Source organism: Promicromonospora sp. NPDC057138, from assembly GCF_042670845.1.
Taxonomy (GTDB): Bacteria; Actinomycetota; Actinomycetes; order Actinomycetales; family Cellulomonadaceae; genus Promicromonospora.
In genome coordinates this window covers 20,569-42,876 of the sequence record NZ_JBHUUX010000030.1, presented here as the reverse complement: position 1 = coordinate 42,876, position 22,308 = coordinate 20,569, and the positions used below count along the sequence as shown (strand labels likewise).

Annotated in this window: 23 protein-coding genes and 1 riboswitch; of the genes, 11 read left to right on the top strand and 12 right to left on the bottom strand. The window is 72.2% G+C overall.

The window, feature by feature from the left end:
• Positions 1-13 precede the first annotated feature (13 nt).
• The 8 genes from ACFT2C_RS16945 to ACFT2C_RS16910 all read right to left on the bottom strand — a co-directional run bounded on the left by ACFT2C_RS16945 (position 14) and on the right by ACFT2C_RS16910 (position 7,160).
• Positions 14-742: a YcnI family protein gene (locus ACFT2C_RS16945; protein WP_377208234.1), complete on the bottom strand. Its 729-nt coding sequence runs from the start codon at positions 740-742 to the stop codon at positions 14-16.
• 86 nt (positions 743-828) lie between these two features.
• Positions 829-1,452 (bottom strand): hypothetical protein, encoded by a 624-nt coding sequence (locus tag ACFT2C_RS16940; protein ID WP_377208233.1) that lies wholly within the window; start codon positions 1,450-1,452, stop codon positions 829-831.
• Positions 1,453-1,507: 55 nt separating this feature from the next.
• Positions 1,508-2,176 (bottom strand): LytR C-terminal domain-containing protein, encoded by a 669-nt coding sequence (locus tag ACFT2C_RS16935; protein WP_377208232.1) that lies wholly within the window; start codon positions 2,174-2,176, stop codon positions 1,508-1,510.
• 18 nt (positions 2,177-2,194) lie between these two features.
• Complete coding sequence (locus ACFT2C_RS16930) at positions 2,195-2,491, bottom strand: type II toxin-antitoxin system VapB family antitoxin (protein ID WP_377208231.1); 297 nt, start codon at positions 2,489-2,491, stop codon at positions 2,195-2,197.
• Between the two features lie 159 nt (positions 2,492-2,650).
• The gene (locus ACFT2C_RS16925; protein ID WP_377208230.1) at positions 2,651-4,321 is read right to left on the bottom strand and encodes an ABC transporter permease; all 1,671 of its coding nucleotides are present in this window, start codon (positions 4,319-4,321) and stop codon (positions 2,651-2,653) included.
• Positions 4,318-5,376, bottom strand: coding sequence for an ATP-binding cassette domain-containing protein (locus ACFT2C_RS16920; protein WP_377208229.1), 1,059 nt, complete (start codon positions 5,374-5,376; stop codon positions 4,318-4,320). Before ACFT2C_RS16920 ends, ACFT2C_RS16925 begins: the two co-directional genes overlap by 4 nt.
• 69 nt (positions 5,377-5,445) lie before the next feature.
• The gene (locus ACFT2C_RS16915) at positions 5,446-6,108 is read right to left on the bottom strand and encodes a TetR family transcriptional regulator (RefSeq protein WP_377208228.1); all 663 of its coding nucleotides are present in this window, start codon (positions 6,106-6,108) and stop codon (positions 5,446-5,448) included.
• Positions 6,109-6,233: 125 nt separating this feature from the next.
• Entirely contained in the window at positions 6,234-7,160 is a 927-nt protein-coding gene (locus tag ACFT2C_RS16910) for an LLM class F420-dependent oxidoreductase (RefSeq protein ID WP_377208227.1), read from the bottom strand.
• A gap of 59 nt (positions 7,161-7,219) precedes the next feature.
• Here ACFT2C_RS16910 and ACFT2C_RS16905 point away from each other — a divergent pair, with 59 nt between their 5' ends.
• The 7 genes from ACFT2C_RS16905 to ACFT2C_RS16875 all read left to right on the top strand — a co-directional run bounded on the left by ACFT2C_RS16905 (position 7,220) and on the right by ACFT2C_RS16875 (position 13,700).
• Positions 7,220-7,414, top strand: coding sequence for a hypothetical protein (locus ACFT2C_RS16905; protein ID WP_377208226.1), 195 nt, complete (start codon positions 7,220-7,222; stop codon positions 7,412-7,414).
• 70 nt (positions 7,415-7,484) lie between these two features.
• Entirely contained in the window at positions 7,485-8,234 is a 750-nt protein-coding gene (locus ACFT2C_RS16900; protein WP_377208225.1) for a TetR family transcriptional regulator, read from the top strand.
• A 79-nt stretch (positions 8,235-8,313) separates the two neighbouring features.
• A riboswitch (FMN riboswitch) is annotated at positions 8,314-8,451 on the top strand.
• A 113-nt stretch (positions 8,452-8,564) separates the two neighbouring features.
• Positions 8,565-9,251 carry a nicotinamide riboside transporter PnuC gene (pnuC, locus tag ACFT2C_RS16895; RefSeq protein ID WP_377208224.1) on the top strand — a complete coding sequence of 229 codons (687 nt, stop codon included), beginning with the start codon at positions 8,565-8,567 and terminating at the stop codon, positions 9,249-9,251.
• A 92-nt stretch (positions 9,252-9,343) separates the two neighbouring features.
• Positions 9,344-10,564 carry an acyl-CoA dehydrogenase family protein gene (locus ACFT2C_RS16890; protein WP_377208223.1) on the top strand — a complete coding sequence of 407 codons (1,221 nt, stop codon included), beginning with the start codon at positions 9,344-9,346 and terminating at the stop codon, positions 10,562-10,564.
• A gap of 135 nt (positions 10,565-10,699) precedes the next feature.
• Positions 10,700-12,100, top strand: a complete 1,401-nt coding sequence (locus tag ACFT2C_RS16885) for a histidine kinase (RefSeq protein WP_377208222.1) — start codon at positions 10,700-10,702, stop codon at positions 12,098-12,100.
• On the top strand, positions 12,088-12,747 hold the full coding sequence (locus ACFT2C_RS16880) for a response regulator (protein WP_377208221.1): 660 nt from the start codon (positions 12,088-12,090) through the stop codon (positions 12,745-12,747). The genes ACFT2C_RS16885 and ACFT2C_RS16880 overlap by 13 nt, the downstream gene beginning before the upstream one ends.
• Complete coding sequence (locus tag ACFT2C_RS16875) at positions 12,747-13,700, top strand: DUF4097 domain-containing protein (protein WP_377208220.1); 954 nt, start codon at positions 12,747-12,749, stop codon at positions 13,698-13,700. The genes ACFT2C_RS16880 and ACFT2C_RS16875 overlap by 1 nt, the downstream gene beginning before the upstream one ends.
• Before the next feature lie 7 nt (positions 13,701-13,707).
• Here the strand turns inward: ACFT2C_RS16875 and ACFT2C_RS16870 are convergent, their stop codons facing one another.
• Entirely contained in the window at positions 13,708-14,937 is a 1,230-nt protein-coding gene (locus tag ACFT2C_RS16870; protein WP_377208219.1) for an Nramp family divalent metal transporter, read from the bottom strand.
• A gap of 101 nt (positions 14,938-15,038) precedes the next feature.
• Between ACFT2C_RS16870 and ACFT2C_RS16865 the strand changes: the two genes are divergently transcribed.
• From ACFT2C_RS16865 to ACFT2C_RS16855, 3 genes are all read left to right on the top strand, one after another.
• Positions 15,039-16,355, top strand: a complete 1,317-nt coding sequence (locus ACFT2C_RS16865; protein ID WP_377208218.1) for a hypothetical protein — start codon at positions 15,039-15,041, stop codon at positions 16,353-16,355.
• A 160-nt stretch (positions 16,356-16,515) separates the two neighbouring features.
• Positions 16,516-17,661 (top strand): glycosyltransferase family 4 protein, encoded by a 1,146-nt coding sequence (locus tag ACFT2C_RS16860; RefSeq protein ID WP_377208217.1) that lies wholly within the window; start codon positions 16,516-16,518, stop codon positions 17,659-17,661.
• Position 17,662: 1 nt separating this feature from the next.
• Positions 17,663-18,910 (top strand): glycosyltransferase, encoded by a 1,248-nt coding sequence (locus ACFT2C_RS16855; RefSeq protein ID WP_377208216.1) that lies wholly within the window; start codon positions 17,663-17,665, stop codon positions 18,908-18,910.
• Positions 18,911-18,939: 29 nt separating this feature from the next.
• Here the strand turns inward: ACFT2C_RS16855 and ACFT2C_RS16850 are convergent, their stop codons facing one another.
• A complete protein-coding gene (locus ACFT2C_RS16850) occupies positions 18,940-19,842 on the bottom strand; it encodes an NAD(P)-dependent oxidoreductase (RefSeq protein WP_377208215.1) in 903 nt (300 codons plus the stop codon).
• Positions 19,839-20,774 (bottom strand): NAD(P)-dependent oxidoreductase, encoded by a 936-nt coding sequence (locus tag ACFT2C_RS16845; protein WP_377208214.1) that lies wholly within the window; start codon positions 20,772-20,774, stop codon positions 19,839-19,841. Before ACFT2C_RS16845 ends, ACFT2C_RS16850 begins: the two co-directional genes overlap by 4 nt.
• A gap of 134 nt (positions 20,775-20,908) precedes the next feature.
• Here ACFT2C_RS16845 and ACFT2C_RS16840 point away from each other — a divergent pair, with 134 nt between their 5' ends.
• Positions 20,909-21,289, top strand: coding sequence for a winged helix-turn-helix transcriptional regulator (locus ACFT2C_RS16840; protein ID WP_377208213.1), 381 nt, complete (start codon positions 20,909-20,911; stop codon positions 21,287-21,289).
• A gap of 25 nt (positions 21,290-21,314) precedes the next feature.
• Here the strand turns inward: ACFT2C_RS16840 and ACFT2C_RS16835 are convergent, their stop codons facing one another.
• A complete protein-coding gene (locus tag ACFT2C_RS16835) occupies positions 21,315-22,226 on the bottom strand; it encodes a helix-turn-helix transcriptional regulator (protein ID WP_377208212.1) in 912 nt (303 codons plus the stop codon).
• Between the last annotated feature and the right edge of the window lie 82 nt (positions 22,227-22,308).

Genomic DNA, 22,308 nt, shown 5'->3' with positions numbered 1-22,308 from the left:
CAGACAGCGGGTCTTACGCGCGACGGCGGGTGAACAGCGCCGCGCCGATACCTGCCGCGCCGACCACGATCCCGGCGAAACCGAGCCAGCGGCCCACGGGGTCCACGGCCGGGGCCTCGTCCGCGGCGACGTCGCCCGAGGCAGCGGCAGCGTCGTCGTCCGACGCCGCCCCGTGATGCCCGCCCTCCGTCTCGGCTGCGGTGGTCGTGAAGACCGGCGCGGGAGCCTCCGGCTCCTTGCCGTCGTCGGCGACGAGGTCGTCCCAGTCGACGACGTTGCCGTCGGTGTACGTCTGATGGGCGGGGAGCACGATCTCGGTGCCCTCCTCGGGCAGCGCCCCGACCCGGACGGCGAACTCCTGGTACTCGTGCGGCGGGACCTCGTGGCCCTTCTCGGCCGTCCAGGTCACACGGACGGGCGCTTCGTCGACGGTCGCGCCCTCGACCTCGAACGGCTCGTCGAGCTTCTCGACGTCGACCGCCACGTCCCAGCCGGGCAGGGTGCGCGGCGTGACGCTGAGAAACGGGGTGTCGGCCGGCAGGTCGACCACGAGCTTCTCGGTGGACGCGGTGTCCGACTCGGTGGGTACGCGGAACGTGAGGCTCGAGTAGCTCTCGGCGGCGGTCGTGTCGGGGTTCACCGTGACGTGCGCGGAGGCCACGGCGGCGGGAAGCAGCACCAGGACGGCGGTGGCGGGAACGGTCGCGATGGCGCGGTGGGCGGGCATGCTGAAGCGAGTCATGAGCTCGGTCCTTTTGGTCTGAATGGAGGGGTGGCGGGCGGGGATGAGCCGCGGGCGTACGACGACGCACCTCCCGACCGACACCGTCAGGCCGCGAGGTGCATCACCAGGGCCGACGTCGGCGGCCCGCGCTCCGGCGCGACGTGCAGGTCCACTGAGCCCGCCGGCGCCTCGGGGGTCACCAGCACCGGGACCCGCCGCGCGACGGGGAGCCACCGAGGCTCTACCACGAGCGGCCGCACCAGCCAGGACGCCAGCAGCCAGACGCCGCGCTCGACACCCACGAGCAGCCCGACGGTCGCCACCGTCGCGGCGGCGTGCCAGGCGAGCATGCCCAGGCCCATCACCGCGGGCTCGGCGCCCACGCACGCCCCGTGCGCGAGCGGCCCGGTGACCGAACCGGCCAGGTGGGCGTGTGCTCCGCCGTCGGGCAGCAGGACAGGCGCGCACGCGCCGCCCAGGAACGAGAAGACCTGGTGCAGGGCGTACTGCCCGAGGCCCGCGATGGCGAGGCCGCCCGGCCACCGGACCTGCCGCCGCACGGCGAGCGTGGTCACCGCCAGCAGCAACGCGCCGAGCAGGGCGATCACCTCGACGGGCGGCAGGTGGCCGCCGGCCTCGAAGTGCGCGGTCAGGGAGAGCGCGAGCACGACCACCGCCCAGAGGAGCGCGCGGCCGAAGCCCAGAGCGCCTGAGGACGGGGTCAGCACAGCACAGACCCTAGCCGCAGCGACGCAGGCAGGGACCGACCCGGGCAATTGAGCCCTACTTGGACGCCTCCGCGGCCGGCGTGGCCATCGGCTGGGGTGTGACCTCGGAGACCGCCACGCAGCCCTCGCGATTCTGGAGCGGCTGGTCGCTGCTGAGGGTCACGTCGTCCGCCGGGTAGGGCGCCTCGTAGTCCTCGCCCACGAGCAGGTCGACGGACGCGCCCTTGCGGTCGTCCAGCACGAGCCGCACGTCCGGGATGTGCGCGGCGAGCGTGTACGCGGCCACGACGCCCTTCTTGCCGAACCACAGCTCCGAGTGCACCTTCTGCTGGCCCTCGAAGTCACCTACCTCGATCACGTCGAACCCGCGCCGGTCCAGCTCCGCCTGGAAGGCGGCGGCGATACCGACCTCGCCCACCACCGTGGACACCGCCGTCGCGTTCAGCACGCGCACCTGGACCTTCGAGTACGCGATGGGAAGGGCGCCGTCCGGCTGGCCCTTCACCGCGGGCAGGCAGGGCACCGGGTACGACGCCTGCTCCGACACGCCCACCGTGGTGAACGGCCGGTTGAACGGGGAGCTGATGGCGCCCGAGTACACGGCGAGCGCGAAGATGCCGCACACCGCCAGGAACGCGATGAGTACGCCGAAGACCACTGCCTGGCGCTCGTGCTCACGGCGGCGGCGCTCCACGCGCGCCTGGTCGTACCCGGGGGATATCACTCGTCGAACCTACCTGAGTCAGCGGATGGTCAGCACGCGAGCGTGCAGCACTGGACGTTGTTGCAGAGCGGCCCGCACCGCGCGGTGCAGACCGTCCTCGAGATAGAGGGTGCCCTCGTACTCGATGACGTGCGCGAACAGGTCACCGTAGAACGTGGAGTCCTCGGCCAGGAGCGTGTCGAGGTCGAGCGTGCGCTTGGTGGTGACGAGCTCGTCGAGGCGCACCTGGCGCGGAGGCACGTCCACCCAGTCGCGCGTCCGCGAACGCCCGTGCTCAGGGTACGGGCGGCCGTCTCCTACGGCCTTGAAGATCATCGGTCCATCCTCACTGGACTCGGCAGGGCCCGGTCCGGGAGCGGCGGTGAGAAAACCTGCCTGCTGACACCGGACGGCGTCCCGCACCCTACCGGAACGTGGGTGCCGGCAACAGCCGGAACACAGCCGGAAGAGTGCGGGACCAGTGGTCCGCCGCGGTCACGCGCTCGGCACGTCCCGGCGGCGGAAGCCGACGAACGCGAGCGCGAAGAGCGTGACCGCGATCGCCAGGAGCCACCCCAGTGGAGCCCAGTGGACGTCGGACCATGCCACCGCCGGGATTGCCGGCGCGTGCGCGAACGGCGACAGATCGATGACGGCGTCAGGCAGGTCGAGCAGGCTGCCGAGGAGCGTCACCAGGAAGCTGGCCGCGATCACGGCCCACCCAAGGCCGACCAGCCGCGGGAACCAGCCGAAGAGCGCGGACGTCAGCCCGATCACGACCAGGACGGCCGGCACGTGGACCACGGCCGCACCGAGCCCGTCGCTCAGCGAGTCACCCCATCCCGTTTCGGAAGCCAGTGCGTTGCCCGCCCCGAGGCCGACTCCCGCGATGCCGAGCAGCAGGATCGCTCCGCCCACGGCCCCGGCCAGCCAGGCACCGAGGTACCCGGGCCGGGAGGTGCGCGTCGCGAGCACCGCCTCGGTCCGGCCCAGCGCTTCCTCCGCGCGGATGTCCTGGACCACGGTGACCCCGTACCCGGCGCCCGCGTACGCGACCCAGGAGATGACGAGCGCCGCGAAGCCCGCCGCGATGTCGGAGCCCTGCACACCCATCGCGGCCATGTAGTCGGCGATCTGCTCGTTCTCCGCGACCATCTCTCCGGTCGTCGCCATGAGGTAGCCGACGAAGAACATGTAGACCCCGATCGACACCGCCCAGATCACGAACGACGAGCGGGTCAATCGCGTGACGAGCGCACCTGTCGAGGTCAGCGACGCCGAGTGGGCCGGGCCGCGACGCTCCGCGAGGAGGCCCGCTCCCAGGTCGCGGTGCAGCGTCAGCCAGGTGGCCGCGAGCCCGCCCGCGACGAACAGCGCGACGCACAGCAGGAACGGCCGGTAGTCGTTGGCGCCGTACGGGTCGATCTGCTGCGCCCAGCCGACCGGCGACACCCAGTGCAGCCAGCCCAGCTCGTCGGGGTCGGCATCCGCACCGCCGCGCAGCAGGTAGCCGCCGATGATGATCCACACGCCGAGCGAATTCGCGCCGCGTGACGAGGACGCGAGCTGGGCCGTCACGGCCGCGATCCCCGATGCCGCCAGCCCGACGGCCGCAACCTGCGCCCCGAAGGCGACGGCGCCGTCGGACGGGCCCTCCGACCACACCACCGCCGATATCAGCGCACCCGACACGACCGAGAAGATCACCCCGACGATCAGTCCGATGGTGAGCGGCGCCAGGGAACCCACGCGGCCGGCGCGCACCAGCTCCAGCCGCCCCAGCTGCTCCTCCTTGCGCGTGTGCCGCACGACGGCCATGGCGGCGAGCACCCCGAACACGGCGACCATGAAGATGCCGACGCGCCACGAGACCGTCGACGCGATGGACCCCGTGTTCTCGTACGGCCCGAGCAGCACCAGGAACGCCGGGTTGGTCACCAGGGTGCCCTGCATGGTGTCGCGCTGCTCCTGGGTTCCGTACAGCTGGGACACGGAGCTCAACGTGCTGACGAACATGAGCACGCACACGGCGATCTGCACGGGCAGCAGCACACGGTCTCGTCGCAGCGCGAGCCGCAGCAGATCACCGGTGCCCGCGAACGCGCCACGTAGCGCCAGCGCCGGACGCTCCAGCGGATGGACGCCGGACAGCGTTGTCGCACTCATCGCCGTCCTGCCTTCACCGAGCTGCGGGCAGCCCTCCTGGCTGCTCTGGTGCCGGCGCGCTCGGTCGGCTCCTCGACGTCAGGGGCCTCTTCGAGCCGTTCCAGCTCGTCACCGTACTGGCGCAGGAACAGCTCCTCCAGCGAGGGCGGCTCGACCGTCAGGCCGTGCGGCTCCAGGGTGGCCAGAGCCATCGTGACCCGGGGCAGCGCGTCGTCGTCCACGTGGAACGCGATGCGCGACGCCGGCGCGCCGGACGACGCGGCGCCTCCCGCGTCGGTCACGAGCAGATCGTGGACGCCGGTGAGTGACGCCAGCACGCCGGTGTCACCGGTCACCACGGCGGAGACCTTGGACCGCGTGAGGTGGCGCAGCTCGGAGAGGGTGCCGGCCTGTACGTCCTTGCCGTTGCGGATGATCGTCACGGTGTCGCACAGCGCTTCGACCTCGCCGAGGATGTGGCTCGACAGCAGCACCGAGGTGCCCTGCGCCGTCGCCTCGCGGATTGACTCCTGGAACACCGCCTCCATGAGGGGGTCCAGCCCCGACGTTGGCTCGTCGAGGACCAGCAGCTCCGCGTCGGCGCTCAGGGCAGCGACCAGGGCGACCTTCTGCCGGTTGCCCTTCGAGTAGGTGCCGGCCTTCTTGGTGGGGTCGAGCTCGAAGCGCTTCAGCATGCGCTCCTTGCGCCTCCTGTCGACCTGCACACCACGGAGCCGCAGCAGGAGGTCGATGGCCTCACCACCGGTCAGCTTCGGCCAGAGCGTGACGTCGCCCGGCACGTAGGCGAGGCGCTGATGCAGGTCGACCGCCTGGGCGAACGGGTCGCCGCCCAGCAGGCTGGCGTGCCCGGCGTCGGGCCGCAGCAGGCCGAGCAGGACGCGGATGGTGGTGGACTTGCCGGCCCCGTTGGGGCCGAGGAAGCCGGCGACCTCTCCGGGCCGGACGACCAGGTTCAGGCCGTCGAGCGCCTTGACGGTGCCGAACGACTTGTGCAGGTCCCGGACCTCAACAGCCGGGATGGAGGACGGTGTGCTGTTCAGTGCGGTGCTGGTCATGATCGCTTCGCTCTCTGACGTCGGTATGGGGACGTGACAGGGCAGCGCGCTTCCGACCGCCGATACCGGTCAGTCCGGGAGCGGCACTGCCTCGCGCGACGGCGGGTCGGGCACGTACATGAGGTACTCGTCGAGCATGCGACGGGAGGTGAGGAAACCCTCGGTGAACAGCTCCAGCATGGGCAGGTAGCTGTTGGTGACGTAGCCGCGGACGATCGCGCCGAGGTCGCTCGGGTCCGACGGCGGGCTGAGCGTCACCTCGAGCAGCAGCGCACCGAGGGAGGACAGCGTGAGGTAGCGGGCCCGCGCGGCCTCGTCCCGGCTGGGCACGACCACGCCCGCCGCGACGCCGTCCCGTGTGTACTCCACGGCGTCGTCGACCATGTGGTCGATGAACTCGCGGGCCAGCGCGCCGCCGTCCTGCATGGACCGCAGGACGTACCCGACGATGGGCGCGTTCTCCTCGGCGGCCGCGAACTTGTGGAAGAAGCTCTGGCCTGCCGCGGCCTCGGCGACGTTCTCGCGCTTGAGCCGGCGGATCACGCCGAGCAGGTGCTCGTCGCACTCGGCGCGGAGCTTGTCCTTGGAGCCGAAGTGGTGCATCACGAGGCCGGCGCTCACCCCGGCGTCGGACGCGATGGATCGGACCGACGCCCCAAAGCCCTCCACCGCGAACCGGGAGATCGCGGCGTCGCGGATCCTGGCCCGTGCGGTGAGGTCGGCTGAACGCATGTTCAACATGCTAACCACGCGTTCAGCCCACTGTCCAGACTGTCATCCGCCCGTAGAGCGAGAACGGGGTTGTGTTCCTCAGGAGACCCCTGCGGAACACAACCCCGTTCTCACCACTCCCAGGCTCAGCCCAGCTGGGTGCGGACCTCGCGGGCTATCAGGTCCAGGTGGTCCAGATCCGCCAGGTCGAGGATCTGGAGGTAGACGCGCTGGATTCCCGCCGCCTCGAGGGTCTTGAGGCGGTCCGCCACCTCGGCGACCGTCCCGGCGATACCGTGCTTGCGCAGCTCGGCGGGCTCACGGCCGATCGCCGCGGCACGCTTGGCGAGCTCGGCCTCGTCCTGCCCGACGGCGGCGACCAGTGCCACCGACTGGACCATCGACTCGGGCCCGCGCCCGGCGTCGGACAGCGCCTTCTCGATCACCTTGATCCGCGGGCCGACCGTGTCGATCTTCGGGAAGGCCTGGTTGTACTCGTCGCCGTACTTCGCCGCGAGGGCGGGCGTCCGGCGTGCGCCGCCGCCACCGACGAGCACGGGAATCTTCGTCTGCGTGGGCTTGGGCAGGGCCGGTGAGTCCGTGAGCTGGTAGTGCTCGCCGGAGAACGAGAACGTCTCCCCCGCCGGCGTGCCCCACAGGCCGGTGATGACCGCGAGCTGCTCCTCGAGGATGCCGAACCGCTTGTCCGGGAACGGGATGCCGTAGGCGCTGTGCTCGGCCTGGTACCAGCCCGTGCCGAGGCCGAATTCCACGCGGCCGCCGGACATCTGGTCCACCTGCGCCACCTGGATGGCGAGGACGCCGGGGTGCCGGAACGTCGCCGAGGACACCAGCGTGCCGAGCCGCACTGTCGACGTGTCGCGGGCGAGCCCGGCCAGGGTCGTCCACGCGTCGGTCGGGCCGGGCAGCCCGTCGACGCCCATGGCCAGGTAGTGGTCGGAACGGAAGAAGGCGCTGAATCCCAGCTGCTCGGTCGCCCGGGCGACGGCAAGCTGGTCGTCGTACGTCGCACCCTGCTGGGGCTCGGTGAAGATGCGCAGGTCGAGAGTCATGTTTCCTCTGGGCTAGGTGGCGGCGGTCACGATCGTCCGCAGCAGACTACGCTCGCTGCGTGACCGGGATCCGTTGGGGAAGTCTCGCCACCGTCGTCGTCGGCGGGGTGATTTTTTTGGTGTGTCTCGTGGGCGTCGTGCTCGGTCACCCGTGGTCGGCCGTGCCGGGCGTTCTCGGCCTGCTGCTGGCGATTCGCGAGGTGCGCTACCTGCGCAGACTGCGGTCCGGCAAGATCGCCGCCCGGGAAAATTAGCGCCATGAAGGTCACGGATCGTTCAAGGACTCTTCACGCCAGCCGGGGGCCACGCGGTAGCCTGCCTGGCATGACCGCCGTCCGTACTCACACGCACGCGCAGGCAGTAGACGTTGCGGTGGACCTGTTCACCCGGCAGGGCTACGAGGGAACTACCGTCGAGGAGATCGCCGACGCCGCGAAGGTCAGCCGCGCGACGTTCTTCCGCCGGTTCCGCTCGAAGGAGGACGTGGTCTTCGCCGACCACGAGCTGCTGCTCGAGGAGGTGGTGGTCATGCTGGCCGCCACCCGGCCCGACGCCCGCACCAGCGAGGAGTCCGGGCACGACCTGGGCCGCGCCTGGGACCCCGACGTCGACCCGTATCTCGAGGTGTGCCGCGCGGCACGCATGGTGTTCGACCACCACGTGGGTCAGCGCGAGACGTCGCTCGCCCGGTACGCGCTGCTGCAGCAGGTCCCCGCGCTGCGCGACCGGGAGCTCATCACGACGCACCGCTACGAGCGGGCGTTCACGCACTACCTGCGGGACACGCTGCCGCCGGAGCGGTCGACGTCGACGGCGTCCATCGCGTTCGCGGCCTCCGTCGTCGCGGTGCACAACTCGATCCTGCGGCGCTGGCTGCGCAACCCGTCGCTCGACCTGCGGCCCGAGCTCGAAGAGGCGTTCGCGGACCTGCGGCGCGCCGCCGTCCTGGGCGCCACCGGCCAGCCCCCGGCCGACGACGGCGCCCCGCCCGCCCGCCGCGTCATCGTCACCGTCATCGAGGGCAAGGCCGGGCCCGACGAGGTGGCGCGCGCCGTCCGGGACGCCCTCGTCTGAGCTGCGTGACGAACCGGACACTCGCCGGGGAATGAGCACGTGGCATCCTGTGTTCCGCTAGACATCGTGCAGCAGATGCACACGTGCTCCGGGGTCGGTGAAATTCCGAGCCGGCGGTGATAGTCCGCGACCCGGGTCGCTCCTTCGGGAGGGGCCTGGTTGACCTGGTGAAACTCCAGGACCGACGGTGAAAGTCCGGATGGGAGGAAGCACGTGCGGCGCGCGCCGTCGACCCTTCGGGGCCACGGCCGGGCGCCGTCGTCGGCGCCTTCGCGGCGCGCCGGCCCTCACCCCGGAGCCCCTGTGCGGACATACGGAGAGGGAAGAGACATGGACTGGTTCCGCGCCGCCTACGACGCGACGTTCCTGGTCGGCGACCAGCAGATCTACTGGCGTGAGGTCATCGGCAACCTGTTCGGCCTGGCGTCCGCGCTCGGCGGGCTGCGCCGCAAGGTGTGGGCCTGGCCGGTGGGCATCGTCGGCAACATCCTGCTCTTCACGGTCTTCATGGGCTCCTGGTTCGGCGAGACGACCCGGGCCGACATGCTGGGCCAGGCCGGCCGCCAGATCATGTTCATCGTGGTCTCGGTCTACGGCTGGTACCGCTGGCGCCAGACCCAGCGGCTCGGCGGCGCCGGCACGGTCGCGGTGCACCCCCACTGGGCGTCCTGGCGGGCCCGCGTCGGCCTCGTGACCGGGCTGCTCGCCGGCACGCTGCTGCTCACCCCGCTCTTCCGGACCCTCGGCTCGTACGAGCCGGTCTGGGCCGACGCGTGGATCTTCGCGGGCTCCGTGCTCGCCACCTACGGCATGGCCAAGGGCTGGGTCGAGTTCTGGCTGATCTGGGTGGCCGTCGACCTCGTCGGCGTGCCCCTGCTGTTCTCCGCGGGGTACTGGGCGACCGCCCTGATGTACGTGTTCTACGGCCTGTTCACGCTGTTCGGATTCTTCGCGTGGTGGCGCATCAGCCGCCGTGAGAGCGCCGAACCGGGCGACGTGGCGGTCGCGGCCGCCTGATCGCGCCGCCACGCGCCGCCACGCCGGGACCGAGCCAGAGTGAGACGTAGTATCGCTTGACCTGATACCCGGTACCCAGCACCATGGAAGCCATGACTCAGACCCCCGGGGTGACGGCGCCCGACTACGACGTCTCGCAACCGCTCGACATCGACTTCGCCGGCGCCTTCGCCGACGTGACGGCGGAGGAGCGGGCGCACCAGCTCGCCGTCCGCCAGTTCGTGCAGGACGAGGTCCTGCCCGTCATCGACGGCTACTGGGAGCGCTACGAGGTCCCGATGGACCTGGTCAAGCGCATGGCCGAGCTGGACTTCCTGCGCGACGGCGTGGACGTGCCCGGCTACCCGAAGATCTCCAAGATGGCCTCGGGCCTGGCCGCGATGGAGATGTCGCGCGGTGACGGCTCGGTGACCACGATCGGCGGCGTGCAGGGCGGCCTCGCGCTGCGCTCGATAGTGATGCTCGGCTCCGACGAGCAGATCGAGAAGTACGCCGGGCCGATGGCCCGGGGTGAGGTCCTCGGCGCGTTCGCACTGACCGAGCCCACGCACGGCTCCGACTCCGTCGGCCTGGAGACGTCCGCGGTCAAGGAGACGCGCGACGGCGTCGAGGGCTACGTCATCAACGGCGAGAAGAAGTGGATCGGCTTCGGCTCGATCGGCGACATCTCGGTGGTGTGGGCCCGCGGCGAGGACGGCCAGGTCCACGGCTACATCGTGCCGCAGGACACCCCCGGGTACGTCGCGAAGACCATCGAGGGCAAGATCTCGCTGCGCGCCATCCACCAGGCGCACATCGTGCTGACCGACGTGTTCGTACCGGCAGAGAACCTGCTGCCGAAGTCCCGCTCGTTCAAGGACACCGGGCGCGTCCTGTTCGCGACCCGGCTCGGGGTGGCCTGGGGCGCCGTCGGGCAGGCCATCGCCTGTTACGAGGCAGCCGTCGCCTATGCCAAGCAGCGCACGCAGTTCGGCCGGCCGCTCGCGGCGAGCCAGATGGTGCAGGAGCGCCTGACGAAGATGCTGGCGACCATCACGCAGATGCAGCTCCTCGTGAAGCAGCTGACCCGGCTCGACGAGGCCGGGCAGCTCAGCGGCCCGCAGGCCTCGCTCGCCAAGTACACGTGCACGCGCGGCGCGCGGGAGGTTGCGGCGGTCGCGCGCGACCTGCTCGGCGGCAACGGAATCCTGCTGGAGAACCGTGTGGCGCGGCACTTCACCGACATCGAGGCGCTGCACACCTACGAGGGCACCGAGAGCATGCAGGCCCTGATCATCGGCCGCGAGATCACGGGCACGAGCGCCTTCGCCTGATCAGTCGTTGGTCGAGCTTGTCGAGACCTGGGTCTCGACAAGCTCGACCAACGTGCAGGGGTAGGGGTAACCCCACCTGCACGCCGTGGGGTCGCAGCATGTTCCGGGGGCGGGCACCGGCCTAGTGTCATGTTCATGACCAGCGATGCCGGCCCCGCGCCGGCGCCCCAGCCCCGCAGCCTCGAGGACCGGGTGACGCCCGCCCTTGTCTCGGGCCCGGGGTTCTTCCGTGCCCCGTACGACGCCGCTACCGGGCGCGCCTTCGCCGCCCTCGGGGTCGGCTGGGTCTGGCACCTCACGGGCGGCCTGATCCTGTGGACCCTCGTCGTGGTCTCGGCCGCGGCCGTCCCGGCGTTCGGCGTCGGGCTGCCGCTCCTCGCCCTCTCTCTGGTCGTCGCGCGCTGGTTCGGCGCGGCCGAGCGCGCCCGCATCGCCGCCCAGACCGGCGTCGTCATCCCCGCTCCCCTGCCCGTGGGGCACGTGCCGCGGGGCTTCTGGTCGAGGCTGTGGACGCCGATCCGCGACGGCCGCGCCTGGGCCGCCACGCTCTATGCGTTCCTGGCGATGCTGCTCACCTCCGTGTTCTTCGCTGTCGCCGCGGCCCTGGCTGCGGCAGCCGTAGCCGCCGTGGCGTTCGTGCCGCTGGGCCGGGACAGCGCCCTCGCCGGGTGGACCGGCCTGTCGTGGCCGGCCACGGTGGTCGGCGCGCTCGCCGGCGCCGTCGTGCTCGTGTGGGCGGCCGCCGCCCTCGCGCAGTACGGGTCGTACCTCATGGTGCGGCTCGCGACGGTCCTCCTGGGCCCGTCCGCGGCCGACGTCGCCCGTGCCCGCGCCGCCGTCGCCGAGCACGAGACGCGCCTCGCCGAGGCCGCCGCGCACACGGCTCGCGAACGCGCCGTCGTCCTCACCGAGTCGCGGACGGCGGCGGTCTCCGCCGCCGACACCGAGCGCCGCCGCATCGAGCGCGACCTGCACGACGGCGCCCAGCAGCGCCTGGTCGCCCTCGGCGTCGAGCTGGGCGTGGCCCGCCGTCTGGCCGACAAGGACCCCGAGCACGCGGTCGCCGCCCTGGAGCTCGCGCACCGTGAGATCAAGGAGACCCTCGCCGAGCTGCGCGACCTCGTACGCGGCATCCACCCCGCCGTCCTCTCCGACCGCGGGCTCGACGCAGCGCTCTCCGCCCTCGCCGGGCGCAGCCCGGTCCCCGTCCGCGTCGAGGTCACGGGCGACCTGACGCCCGCCGGCTCCGCCGCGCAGGCAGCCGCGTACTTCGTGGTCGCGGAGGCTCTGACCAACGTCGCCAAGCACGCCGGGGCCGACTCGGTCCGGGTCGCGGCGAGCCTGGTGCCCGACGAGCACCCGCAGCGCCTGCGCGTCACGGTGTCCGACGACGGCCGGGGCGGCGCCGAGCCGACCCCCGGCAGCGGCCTGGAAGGCCTGCGCGGCCGCGTCGCCGCACTGGACGGCACGTTCGAGCTCGACAGCCCGCCCGGTAAGGGCACCCGCCTGACCGTGGAGGTCCCGTGCGCATCGTGATCGCTGAGGACTCCGTCCTCCTCCTGGACGGCCTCACCCGCCTGCTCGCCGCCGAGGGCCACACCGTGACGGGCCACGCCACGGCGGACGACCTGGTCCGGGCACTCTCGACGCCCGACGCCGAGCTGCCCGACCTGCTCGTCACCGACGTCCGGATGCCGCCGTCGCACACCGACGAGGGGCTGCGCGCCGCCGTGCACCTGCGCAGCCTGCACCCGGACCTGCCGGTGCTCGTGCTGTCGCAGTACGTGGAGCAGAGCTACGCGACCGAGCTGTTCGCGCGCGGCGCGCGCGGCCTGGGCTACGTGCTCAAGGACCGCGTGGCCGACGTCGACGAGTTCCTCGACGCGGTCGCCCGTGTCTCCGCGGGCGGGACCGTCGTGGACCCCGAGGTGGTCACCCAGATCATCGCCCGCCACTCCGGCTCCGACCTCGACGTCCTGACGCGGCGCGAGCGCGAGGTGCTCGCGCTCATGGCCGAGGGCCGCTCCAACGCCGCCATCGCGGACCGCCTCGTCGTGGGGCTGGCCGCCGTGGAGAAGCACGTCACCAACATCCTGACCAAGCTCGGCCTCCCGCCGGCCGCCGACGACCACCGCCGGGTGCTCGCCGTGCTGCGCTGGCTCGACCAGAACGGATCACTCTGATGAACCAGCTCAGCCCCGAGAATCCCCCGGTCCCCGCGGACGTCGTCGGGCAGCCCGGGCCGTATCCGCAGGACGCCGCCTACCCGCCGGGGCCGCCGCGGCGCGGCGTCACCGGCCGGGTCCTCGGCACCGCCGGCGCGGTCCTCGCCCTCGCGCTGGTCGGGTTCGGCGCCCTGTATCTCGCCGACCTGACGATGTCCAAGACCACCACCACCCATCGGTCCTACGACGCCGTGGACTCGGTCGAGCTCGTGGCCGACGGCGACGTCACCGTCAGCGCCGTCGAGGGCGACATCGAGGTGGACGTCATCGCGCACAGCGGCCTGCGGGAGCCCAGCTACTCGGCGGACGAGTCCGCGAGCCACCTGGAGCTCACCCACCGGTGCGGCTGGGCCATCGCGCTGCCCCACTGCTCGGGCGAGCTCGACGTGACCCTGCCCGCGGGCACGGAGGTGGTGATCCGCACCGAGAACGGCGACGTCGTCGCGAGCGGCCTGGCCGGCGACGTCTCCCTGAGCACGAGCAACGGCCGGATCGAGGCCACCGACGTCGGCGGCGCGCTGACGGCGGACTCCAGCAACGGCGACATCGACGTCACCGACTCCGGCGCCGACGTCGAGGCGTCGACCTCGAACGGCGAGATCGACGTCACGGGCGTGGACGGCAGCGTCACCACGGACACCAGCAACGGCCGGATCACCATCGGCTCCGTGACGGGCGACGCCTCGGCGACGACCAGCAACGGATCGGTGGAGATCTCCGAGGTCGGCGGCGACGTCTACGGCGTGAGCAGCAACGGCGAGGTCACAGTGGTGGGCGACGGCGAGCCGGTGGCCCTGACGATCCACACGTCGAACGGCGACCAGACCATCGAGGGCCCGACCGACCCGGACGCCGCCCGCACCGTCGAGATCCGCAGCTCGAACGGCGACGTCGCCTACCTCGCCCGGTAACCGCCCCCTACCCCGCGAGGGTGAGGTAGAGCAGCGTGACGTTCAGCGCCACGATCACGCCCGCGACCACCCAGGCCAGCACCTGGGTGGTCAGGCCGTTCCGGTGCTCGCCGAGCAGCTCGCGCTCCCGCGTGAGCCGCACGAGCGGGATCATCGCGAACGGGATGCCGAAGCTCAGCACCACCTGGCTCACCACGAGGAGCCAGGTGGGCGAGATCCCCGTCATCAGCAGGACGATCGCCGGCAGCAGCGTCACCAGGCGCCGGGTCAGCAGCGACACGCGAACCTTCAGCAGGCCGGCCATGATCTCTGCCCCCGCGTAGGCCCCGACCGACGTCGACGCGAGCCCCGAGGCCAGCAGCCCGACGGCGAACAGCACGCCCACCACGGGCCCGAGGGTGTCGGTGATCGCGGCGTGGGCGCCCTCGATGGTGTCGGTCCCCGCGTGGCCGGGCAGGTTCGCGGCGGCGAGCAGGAGCATCGCGATGTTCACGCTCCCGGCCAGGATCAGCGCCAGCACGACGTCGATCCGCGTCGCGCGCAGGATTCGGGGCACCGACGTCGACGGCGCGTGCAGGTGGTCCCGGGCCAGCGACGAGTGCAGGTAGATCGCGTGCGGCATCACCGTGGCCCCGAGCATCGAGGCGGCCAGCAGCACGGAGTCCGCGCCGGCCAGGCGGGGCACCAGACCGGCCAGCATGCCCGCCGGGTCGGCCGGGGAGAAGAACAGACCCGCGCAGAACCCGACGGCCAGCACCGCGAGCATCGTGGTGACGACGCCCTCGAAGGCCCGCTGGCCGCGACGCTGCTGCACCGCCAGCACGAGCAACGACACCACCCCGGTGATGACGCCGCCCAGCACGAGCGGCACGCCGAACAGCAGGTGGAGGGCGATGGCCCCGCCGATCACCTCGGCGAGGTCGGTCGCCGCCGCCACGATCTCGGCCTGCACCCAGTACGCGAGGCGGGCCGGGCGGGGCAGCCGGTCGCCGAGCACCTCGGGCAGGGACCGACCGGTCACGACGCCGAGCTTGGCCGACAGGTACTGCACCAGCACCGCCATCGCGTTGGCCGCCACGAGCACCCAGACGAGCAGGTAGCCGAACCGCGCCCCGGCCGTGAGGTTCGCCGCCACGTTGCCCGGGTCCACGTAGGCGATCGCCGCCACGAAGGCGGGGCCGAGCAGCGTGAAAAGGCGTGCGCGGCCCAGGCGGGGCTCTGCGACGGTGCGAGTCATCGGCTCTCCATAGAGTTCGGGTACCCGAACTCTAACTCGCGTACGCTCGAACTTGTACCCATATCGGCCGAGCGCCGACCCCGCGGCGGATCAGTGCAAGGATGTGGCCCGTGCCGAGCGCGTCAGACATTTCGACAACGCCCAAGGCCGTGGGCAAGGACTTCCTGCGGTCCGCCACCCGTGTGCTCTCCTCCTGGCCGGCCCTGTGGATCGGGTTCGCCCTGGTCCACGGCTGGATCATCCTGCAGGCCTGGGTGTTCGGGGGGCAGATCCTCGGCGACGTGAACCTGTACGAGTGGTGGATCCGCAACGGCATGGACGCCGGGTGGTGGCCGGTCTTCAGCTACGACTGGGTGTACCCGATCGGCGCCCTCGCGCCGATGGCGATCCCGGCCCTGCTCGCCGACTCGACGAACGGCTACTACTGGGTGTGGATGGGGCTCGTGACGGCCGCCAACGCCGTCGCCGTGCTGCTGCTCGGGCGGGCCCGCCCGCACGGCCGCGCCGCCGTGTGGTTCTGGCTCGCCTTCCTCGTGGCGCTCGGCCCGATCTGGATCGGGCGGCTCGACGGGCTGCTCGCGCCGATCATCCTCGTCGCGCTGCTCGTCGCCGTCCGGCGGCCCGCGCTCGCCATGACGCTGGCCACGGTGGGCGCCTGGATCAAGATCGCCCCCGGCGCGGTGGCCCTCGCGTTGGCCGCGACGGCGTCGAACGCCAAGGGGTTCCTCCGGAACGTGGTGCTGCCGGGCGCGGCGGTGTGCGCGGTGGTCATCGGCATCGCAACGGTGGGCGGCGGGTCGGACAACGTGCTCGACGTCTTCGGCGAGCAGGGCGACCGCCAGCTCCAGGTCGAGTCCGTCGCCGCCACGCCGTTCACCGTGGCGCGGCTGTGGGACTCCTCGATCCAGGTCGAGTACGACAACGTCATCTACACCTACGAGGTGCTCGGGGCCGGCCCGGACGCCGTCGCGGAGGCGCTCGACATCGCGCTGCCCGTGGCCGCGGTCCTGCTCGCGGCGCTCGTCTGGTGGGCGGCTCGACGCCGGCCCGACCTCGTCGGGGACGTCCTGCTGCTCGGCGCCGCCGCCGAGCTCCTGGCCCTGATCGTCTTCAACAAGGTGGGCTCGCCGCAGTTCATCGCGTGGATCGGGCCGCCGCTGGCCGCGGCCATCGCGCTCGGCAGCCGCAGCCAGGGCACCCGCCGCACCTGGTTCCTGCCGGCGTTCGGCACGCTGATCGTCGCCCGGCTGACGATGGAGATCTACCCGATCCGGTACGGCGAGTTCCTCGGTGGCTGGCCGCTGGCCACAACCATCGGCGCCCTGCGCAACGCGCTGCTCGTGGCGCTGCTGGTGGGCGCCGTCGTCCGGCTCGTCCAGGTCGCGCGGAGCCGTCGGACGACTTCCAGGGCAGGTTAAGGGTCCCCTCAGGGGTGTTCCCCATGCCAGGTGGATGGTGGCTCCGCTACGGTCAGGTCCGTGACATCGTGTGTAGCGGTAACCGTCTCGACGCCACCCGTTCCCCGGTTCGCCGCACGAAGGACTTCGTACGGACATCGACGACCGGCAGGTTCGTAACGTGCGAGTAGCCATCGTTGCGGAGAGCTTCCTCCCGCAGGTCAACGGAGTCACTAATTCCGTCCTGCGAGTCCTTGAGCATCTACGTGAGCGGGGGGACCAGGCAATGGTCCTCGCGCCCGACGCCGATGCCTCCATCGGCCATGTCCCGCCCTTCGTCAGTGGTGCCCCGGTGGTCGAGCTCGGCTCGATCGGCTTCCCCGGGTACCCGGACGTGCGGCTCGTCGTCGGCAAGAAGTGGCGCACCGAGCGCACGCTGGCGACGTTCGCGCCGGACGTGGTCCACCTCGCGTCGCCGTTCATCCTCGGCTGGCGCGGCATCCTTGCGGCGGAGCGGCTCGGCCTGCCGAGCGTCGCCGTCTACCAGACCGAGGTGCCCGGGTACGCGGCGCGGTACGGCCTGGGCGGCTTCGAGCCGCTGCTGTGGAAGCGGGTCAAGGACATCCACGAGCGCGCGACGATGACGCTCGCGCCGTCGACCGCGACGATGCGGCAGCTCGAGAACCACGGCATCCCCAACCTGCGCCTGTGGGGCAGGGGCGTCGACACGGAGTCGTTCCACCCGCAGTTCCGGGACGAGGCGTGGCGCCGCAGGATCGGCGCCGGCCGCGAGATCCTCGTGGGCTACGTGGGTCGCCTCGCCGCCGAGAAGCAGGTCGAGGCGCTGCGCGTGATCGAGAACCTGCCGGGCGTGCGCCTCGTCATCGTCGGCGACGGGCCCGAGCGGGAGGACCTGCGGCAGATCCTCCCGTCCGCCTACTTCACCGGGCTGCTGCGCGGGGCCGAGCTGTCGCGGGCGATGGCGAGCCTCGACGTGTTCGTGCACCCGGGCGAGCTCGAGACGTTCGGCCAGACGCTGCAGGAGGCGCACGCCAGCGGGGTCCCGGTCGTGGCGCCCGCCGCGGGCGGCCCGCTGGACATCGTCCGGCACTCCCACGACGGCTGGCTGTACCCTCCAGGTGACCACGAGGCGCTCCGCGCCCGCGTCGTCGACCTGGTGGGCGACGAACGCAAGCGGCGCGCCTTCGGGGCCTCGGCACGGGAACGCGCCGAGGGCCGGACGTGGCACGACATCTGCTCCGAGCTCATGGGCCACTACGAGGACGCGGTCCGGGTGCACGCGAGAGCCGGCTCAGCGGAGGTATGACTTGCGAATAGTCCACGTCGCCAACTTCTACAGCCCCCGGTCCGGGGGCATCCGAACCGCTATGCACGCCATGGCCGGGCAGTACCTGTCCCGGGGGCACGAACCCGTGCTCGTCGTGCCGGGCAGGCGGGACGGGGTGGCGCACGTGGACGGCGTGCGAGTCGTCGGCCTCGCGGCGCCGCGCGTGCCGTTCTCCGGCGGGTACCGCGCGGTGGTGCAACCCGGCAAGATGCGGGGCCTGCTCGAGACCCTCGCGCCCGACCGGCTCGAGGTGAGCGACCGCACCACGCTCGCCGGACTGGGTGACTGGGCCCGAGAGGCCGGCGTCCCCTCGCTGATGATGCTGCACGAGCGGGTCGACGGCGTGCTGCGGTCCTGGATCCCCGGCGCGGCGGAGGGCGGCCCAGCGGCGGCGTTCGGCGCGGCCGCAGCTCCTGCCCTGGCCGACCGGTACAACCTCGCCACGCTCACCCGGTTCGACCGCCTGGTCGCCACCACCCAGTTCGCCGCCGGCGAGGTCGAGCGCGTGGCTGCGCGCACCCGCGCCGTCCTGCCGCCGCTGTACCGGGTCCCGCTCGGCGTGGACCTGGCACGATTCCGGCCCGACCGGTACTCCGACGAGGCGCGCGCCGAGTACGCGCCGCCCAGCACCGCCCTCATCGTGCTGGCCAGCCGCCAGTCCACGGAGAAGCGGCCCGACCTCGCCATCGACGCCGCAGCGCAGCTCGTGCGGGACGGGCGCCCCGTGCGGCTCGTCGTCGCGGGCTCCGGTCCGCTCCTGCCGAAGATGCGACGCCGGGCCGAGGCCGCGGGCCTGCCGCACCGGTTCCTCTCGTTCATCCCGGACCGCGACCGGCTCGCAACCCTGCTGGCCTGCGCCGACGCCGTCATCGCCCCCGGGCCGATCGAGACCTTCGGGCTCGCGGCGCTCGAGGCGCTGGCGTCGGGGACGCCGGTGGTCTGCAGCTCGTCGAGCGCCCTGCCCGAGGTGGTGGGCACGGCTGGTGCCGCCGCCCCGCCGGACGCTGCAGCGCTCGCCATCGCCCTGCACGACGTGCTGGACCGCGACGTGGACGAGCGGCGCAAGGCCGCCCGGGCGCGCGCCGAGCTCTTCCCGTGGAGCGCGACCGGCGACGCGATGCTCGAGCTGCACTCCCGCAGGGCCTTCGACCTGAGGCCCGAGCCGCCCGCCCCGGTCGTGACCGACCCGTCCGGCCCCATCCACATGGGCAGCGTGGGACGACGGTGAGATGACGCCGCCGGCGGGACGCGAGCGCCTCAGGCTTGAGGCGCAACGCCCCCTGAGCCGCCCTGCGGGCGCATGGCGTCGATGATCCGGGTCCAGTTGTCGCCGCCGTGACCGTGGTCGCGGGCCCAGGTGTAGTAGGCCTGGACCGCCGCGGGAAGGCCGCTGTCCACGCCTACCGCGTCGCTGGCGGCGACGATGTGGTCGGCGGTCGCGCCCATCATGGTGACGGTGCTCAGGTGGCCCGGATGCTCGCCGGCCTCGATCTGCACCCCGGGGTTCCCGCCCACGCTCAGCATCTCGGAGATGCCGGCGAGGGTCCGCATCAGCTCGGGCACAGCGCTCGTGGCGCCGACCCCGCCGGACTCGAGCAGCGCGGTGGCGTGCAGGAGCGAGGCGAGCGAGGTGAGGAACACGTCGAGGTTGGCCTGGTACATGAGCTGCGCCAGGCCCGGGTCCGCGCCGAGATACCGCGGTGTGCCGATTGCGGCCAACGGCTCCCGGGCGTCCTCCAGCACCTCGGCCGGGCCGCTGTAGTAGACGTACGCCGCCTCGGTGCCCACCATCGGCGCGGGGATCATGACGCCGCCGGTCAGGAACCGTGCGCCGTGCCCGGCCGCCCACGCGGCACCCTCGCGGGTCCGCTCAGGGGAGTCCGAGCTGAGGTTCACGACGGTGCGGCCTGCGAGCGCCTCCGTCGCGGAGCCGAGGATGTCGTACATCGCCTGGTAGTCGGTGAGGCTGAGGATGACGAGCTTGCTCGCCGCCACGGCGTCCGCGGGTGTGGCGGCGAGAGTCGCGCCGGCGGCTACGACGTCGGCGGCGCGGCTCGGCGTCCGGTTCCAGACGGTGACCTGGTGGCCCTCGCGCAGCAGGGTGTGGACCATGGCCTGGCCCATCGGGCCCAGCCCGATGAGGGTGACGGGTGTGCTCATCGGAGGGTCTCCACTCGCTCGGTGCGGTCGGTTCGTTCTGTCCGGTCGACGACGGCGGCCCGGTCGGCGCGCAGGCTCTCGTAGAGGCGGGCGAAGCCCTCGGCCCCGTGCCCCGCCGCGATCTGCCGGCTGATCAGCTCCTGCACCGCGGCGACGGGCGCGGGATTGATGCCCTGCTCCTTGCTCGCGCGCACGATGTGGCTGAGGTCGGAGAAGTCCAGGCTCTGCTGGCCGGCCACCGTGTAGTCGCCGCCGTCGATCACCCGGGCGTCGTGGGCGAAGCCCGCCGTCATCGCGCTGATGAACGGCGTGGCACGCTCCGCGAACTCAGTGGCGGTCACGCCGACGGAGCCGACCATCGCGGCGCCGTGCAGAAAGCCCGCGAACATCGTGTACATGCCCGAGAGCATCGCCAGGTCGAAGAGCGAGGCCAGGCCGCTGTCCGCGCCGTCGTAGGTGCTCGTCGCCCAGAGGTCGAGGACCGGTCGGACGCCGTCGAACACCTCCCGGGACCCGCTGTACAGGATCGATGCCTCCGGGGTGCCGATCATGGGCGGGGTCGCCATGATCGCGCCGTCGAGGTAGCGGACGCCGTGCCCGGCCGCCCACGTGGCCAGCTCGCGTGCCTCGTTCGGCGTGGTGGTCGTCAGGTTCACCAGCGCGCTCCCCCGCATCCCGGCGATGACCGGGTCGAGGGTTTCGTGCACGGACGCGTGGTCCAGGAGGCAGGCGACGATCAGGGGGTGGGCGGCCACGGCGGCACCGATCGTCGACGCCGCCTCGGCGCCCCGCGTGCTCAGGCCGGCGGCACGGGCGGGGGTGCGGTTCCAGACGGTCACGGTGTCTCCGGCGTCGAGCAGGGTGGTGGCGAGGGCGCTGCCCATCGCGCCCAGGCCCAGCACCGTGACGCCGGTGCCTTGGGGGTCGGTCATCAAGGATCTCCTCGGTAGGTGAGTACCTGCTCATGCTCGGCGCCCGACGTACGATCAAGGAAGTACCCACTAATTACTGGGGTACTTACCAATCGGTACGTACCCTGGTCCCACACACTTACGAGGAGCGCCCGATGGCGAAGTCACCGCGTAACGGCCCCTATATCTGCGGCATCGATGCGGCGCTCGACGTCGTCAGCGGCAAGTGGAAGGGCCTGATCCTCTGGGAGCTCGACGAGCACGGCGTGCGCCGGTTCGCCGAGCTGCGCCGCGGCCTGCCCGGCGTCAGCGAGAAGATGCTGACCCAGCATCTGCGCGAGATGGAGGCGGACGGCCTGGTCCGCCGTCAGGTCTACGCGGAGGTACCGCCGCGCGTGGAGTACTCCCTCACCGCGCAGGGCAGGACGCTCAACGCCGCCCTCGCGCCGCTAGGGGCCTGGGGTGTGGCGCGGATCCGACGCGAGCGGTCCGAGCTGGTGGAGCACAGCGATGCGGCTGCCCTCCCGCGGCCCTGATCCACGCGGCTCCGGCCGTTCCGACCTAACAGCCCTGCCCGACGGCGGGGCGCGTCTCCGCGGGGCGCGCCTCCACCGGACGCGTCTCGGCAGGACGCGTCTCCGCGAGGCTGCCGAGCAGGCTGAGCTGGTCGGCGGCGGGACCCGGATGCGGGGTGAAGACGAGCATGACCGGGCCCGGGTTCCCGGGCAGCGGGTAGGCGTCCCACTCCATGGCGATGTCGCCGACGCGCGGGTGGTGGATCACCTTCGCGCCGTGCACGCTCTCGCGCACGTCGTGCCGCGCCCACAGCCGGCGGAACTCGGCGCTGCGGATGCTGAGCTCGCCGACGACGGCCACGGCCCGGGGGTGCCCCGGATCGGCCGCGACGGCGGCGCGGAGCATGCCGATGTACTCGAGGGCGATGAGCTCCCAGTTCGCGCAGTGCAGCCGGCCGCTCTCGTCGTCGAACAGGGCGACGAGGAAGTTGCGCCGCTCCGGCGGATAGCTCGCCGGATCGCCGAGCAGCTCGGCGGCGAGCGCGTTCCAGGCCAGGACGTCGAGATGCCGCCCCAGCACGACGGCGGGGACGCCCATCAGCGGCAGCAGCCGCCGGGTGCTGGCCGGCACCCGGTCGGGACGCCGCCGGACCCGCGCGTCCGGCTGCCGGGTCGCGCGCGCGAGCATCAGCATGTGGCGTCGTTCGATCTCGTCCAGCGCGAGCGCGTTGGCGATCGAGTCGAGCACGGCGTCGGACGGGCGCACGTTCCGGCCCTGCTCCAGCCGCTGGTAGTAGTCGGTGCTCAGCCCGGCGAGCAGCGCCAGCTCCTCGCGCCGTAGCCCGGCCACCTTCCGCCGCGGCCCGGGCTCGAGCCCGAGGTCCTCCGGCGTCGTGCGCTGGCGCCGCGACCGGAGGAAGTCGCCGAGCTCGCGTGCGTAGGACTGGTCCGTCGCCATGCCCACCAGTATGTTGCCTCGAGACCCGGCCAGGGTGGTCCTGCCAGACCGAGGGAGGCGAGTACGCTCACGTCCCGGCTGG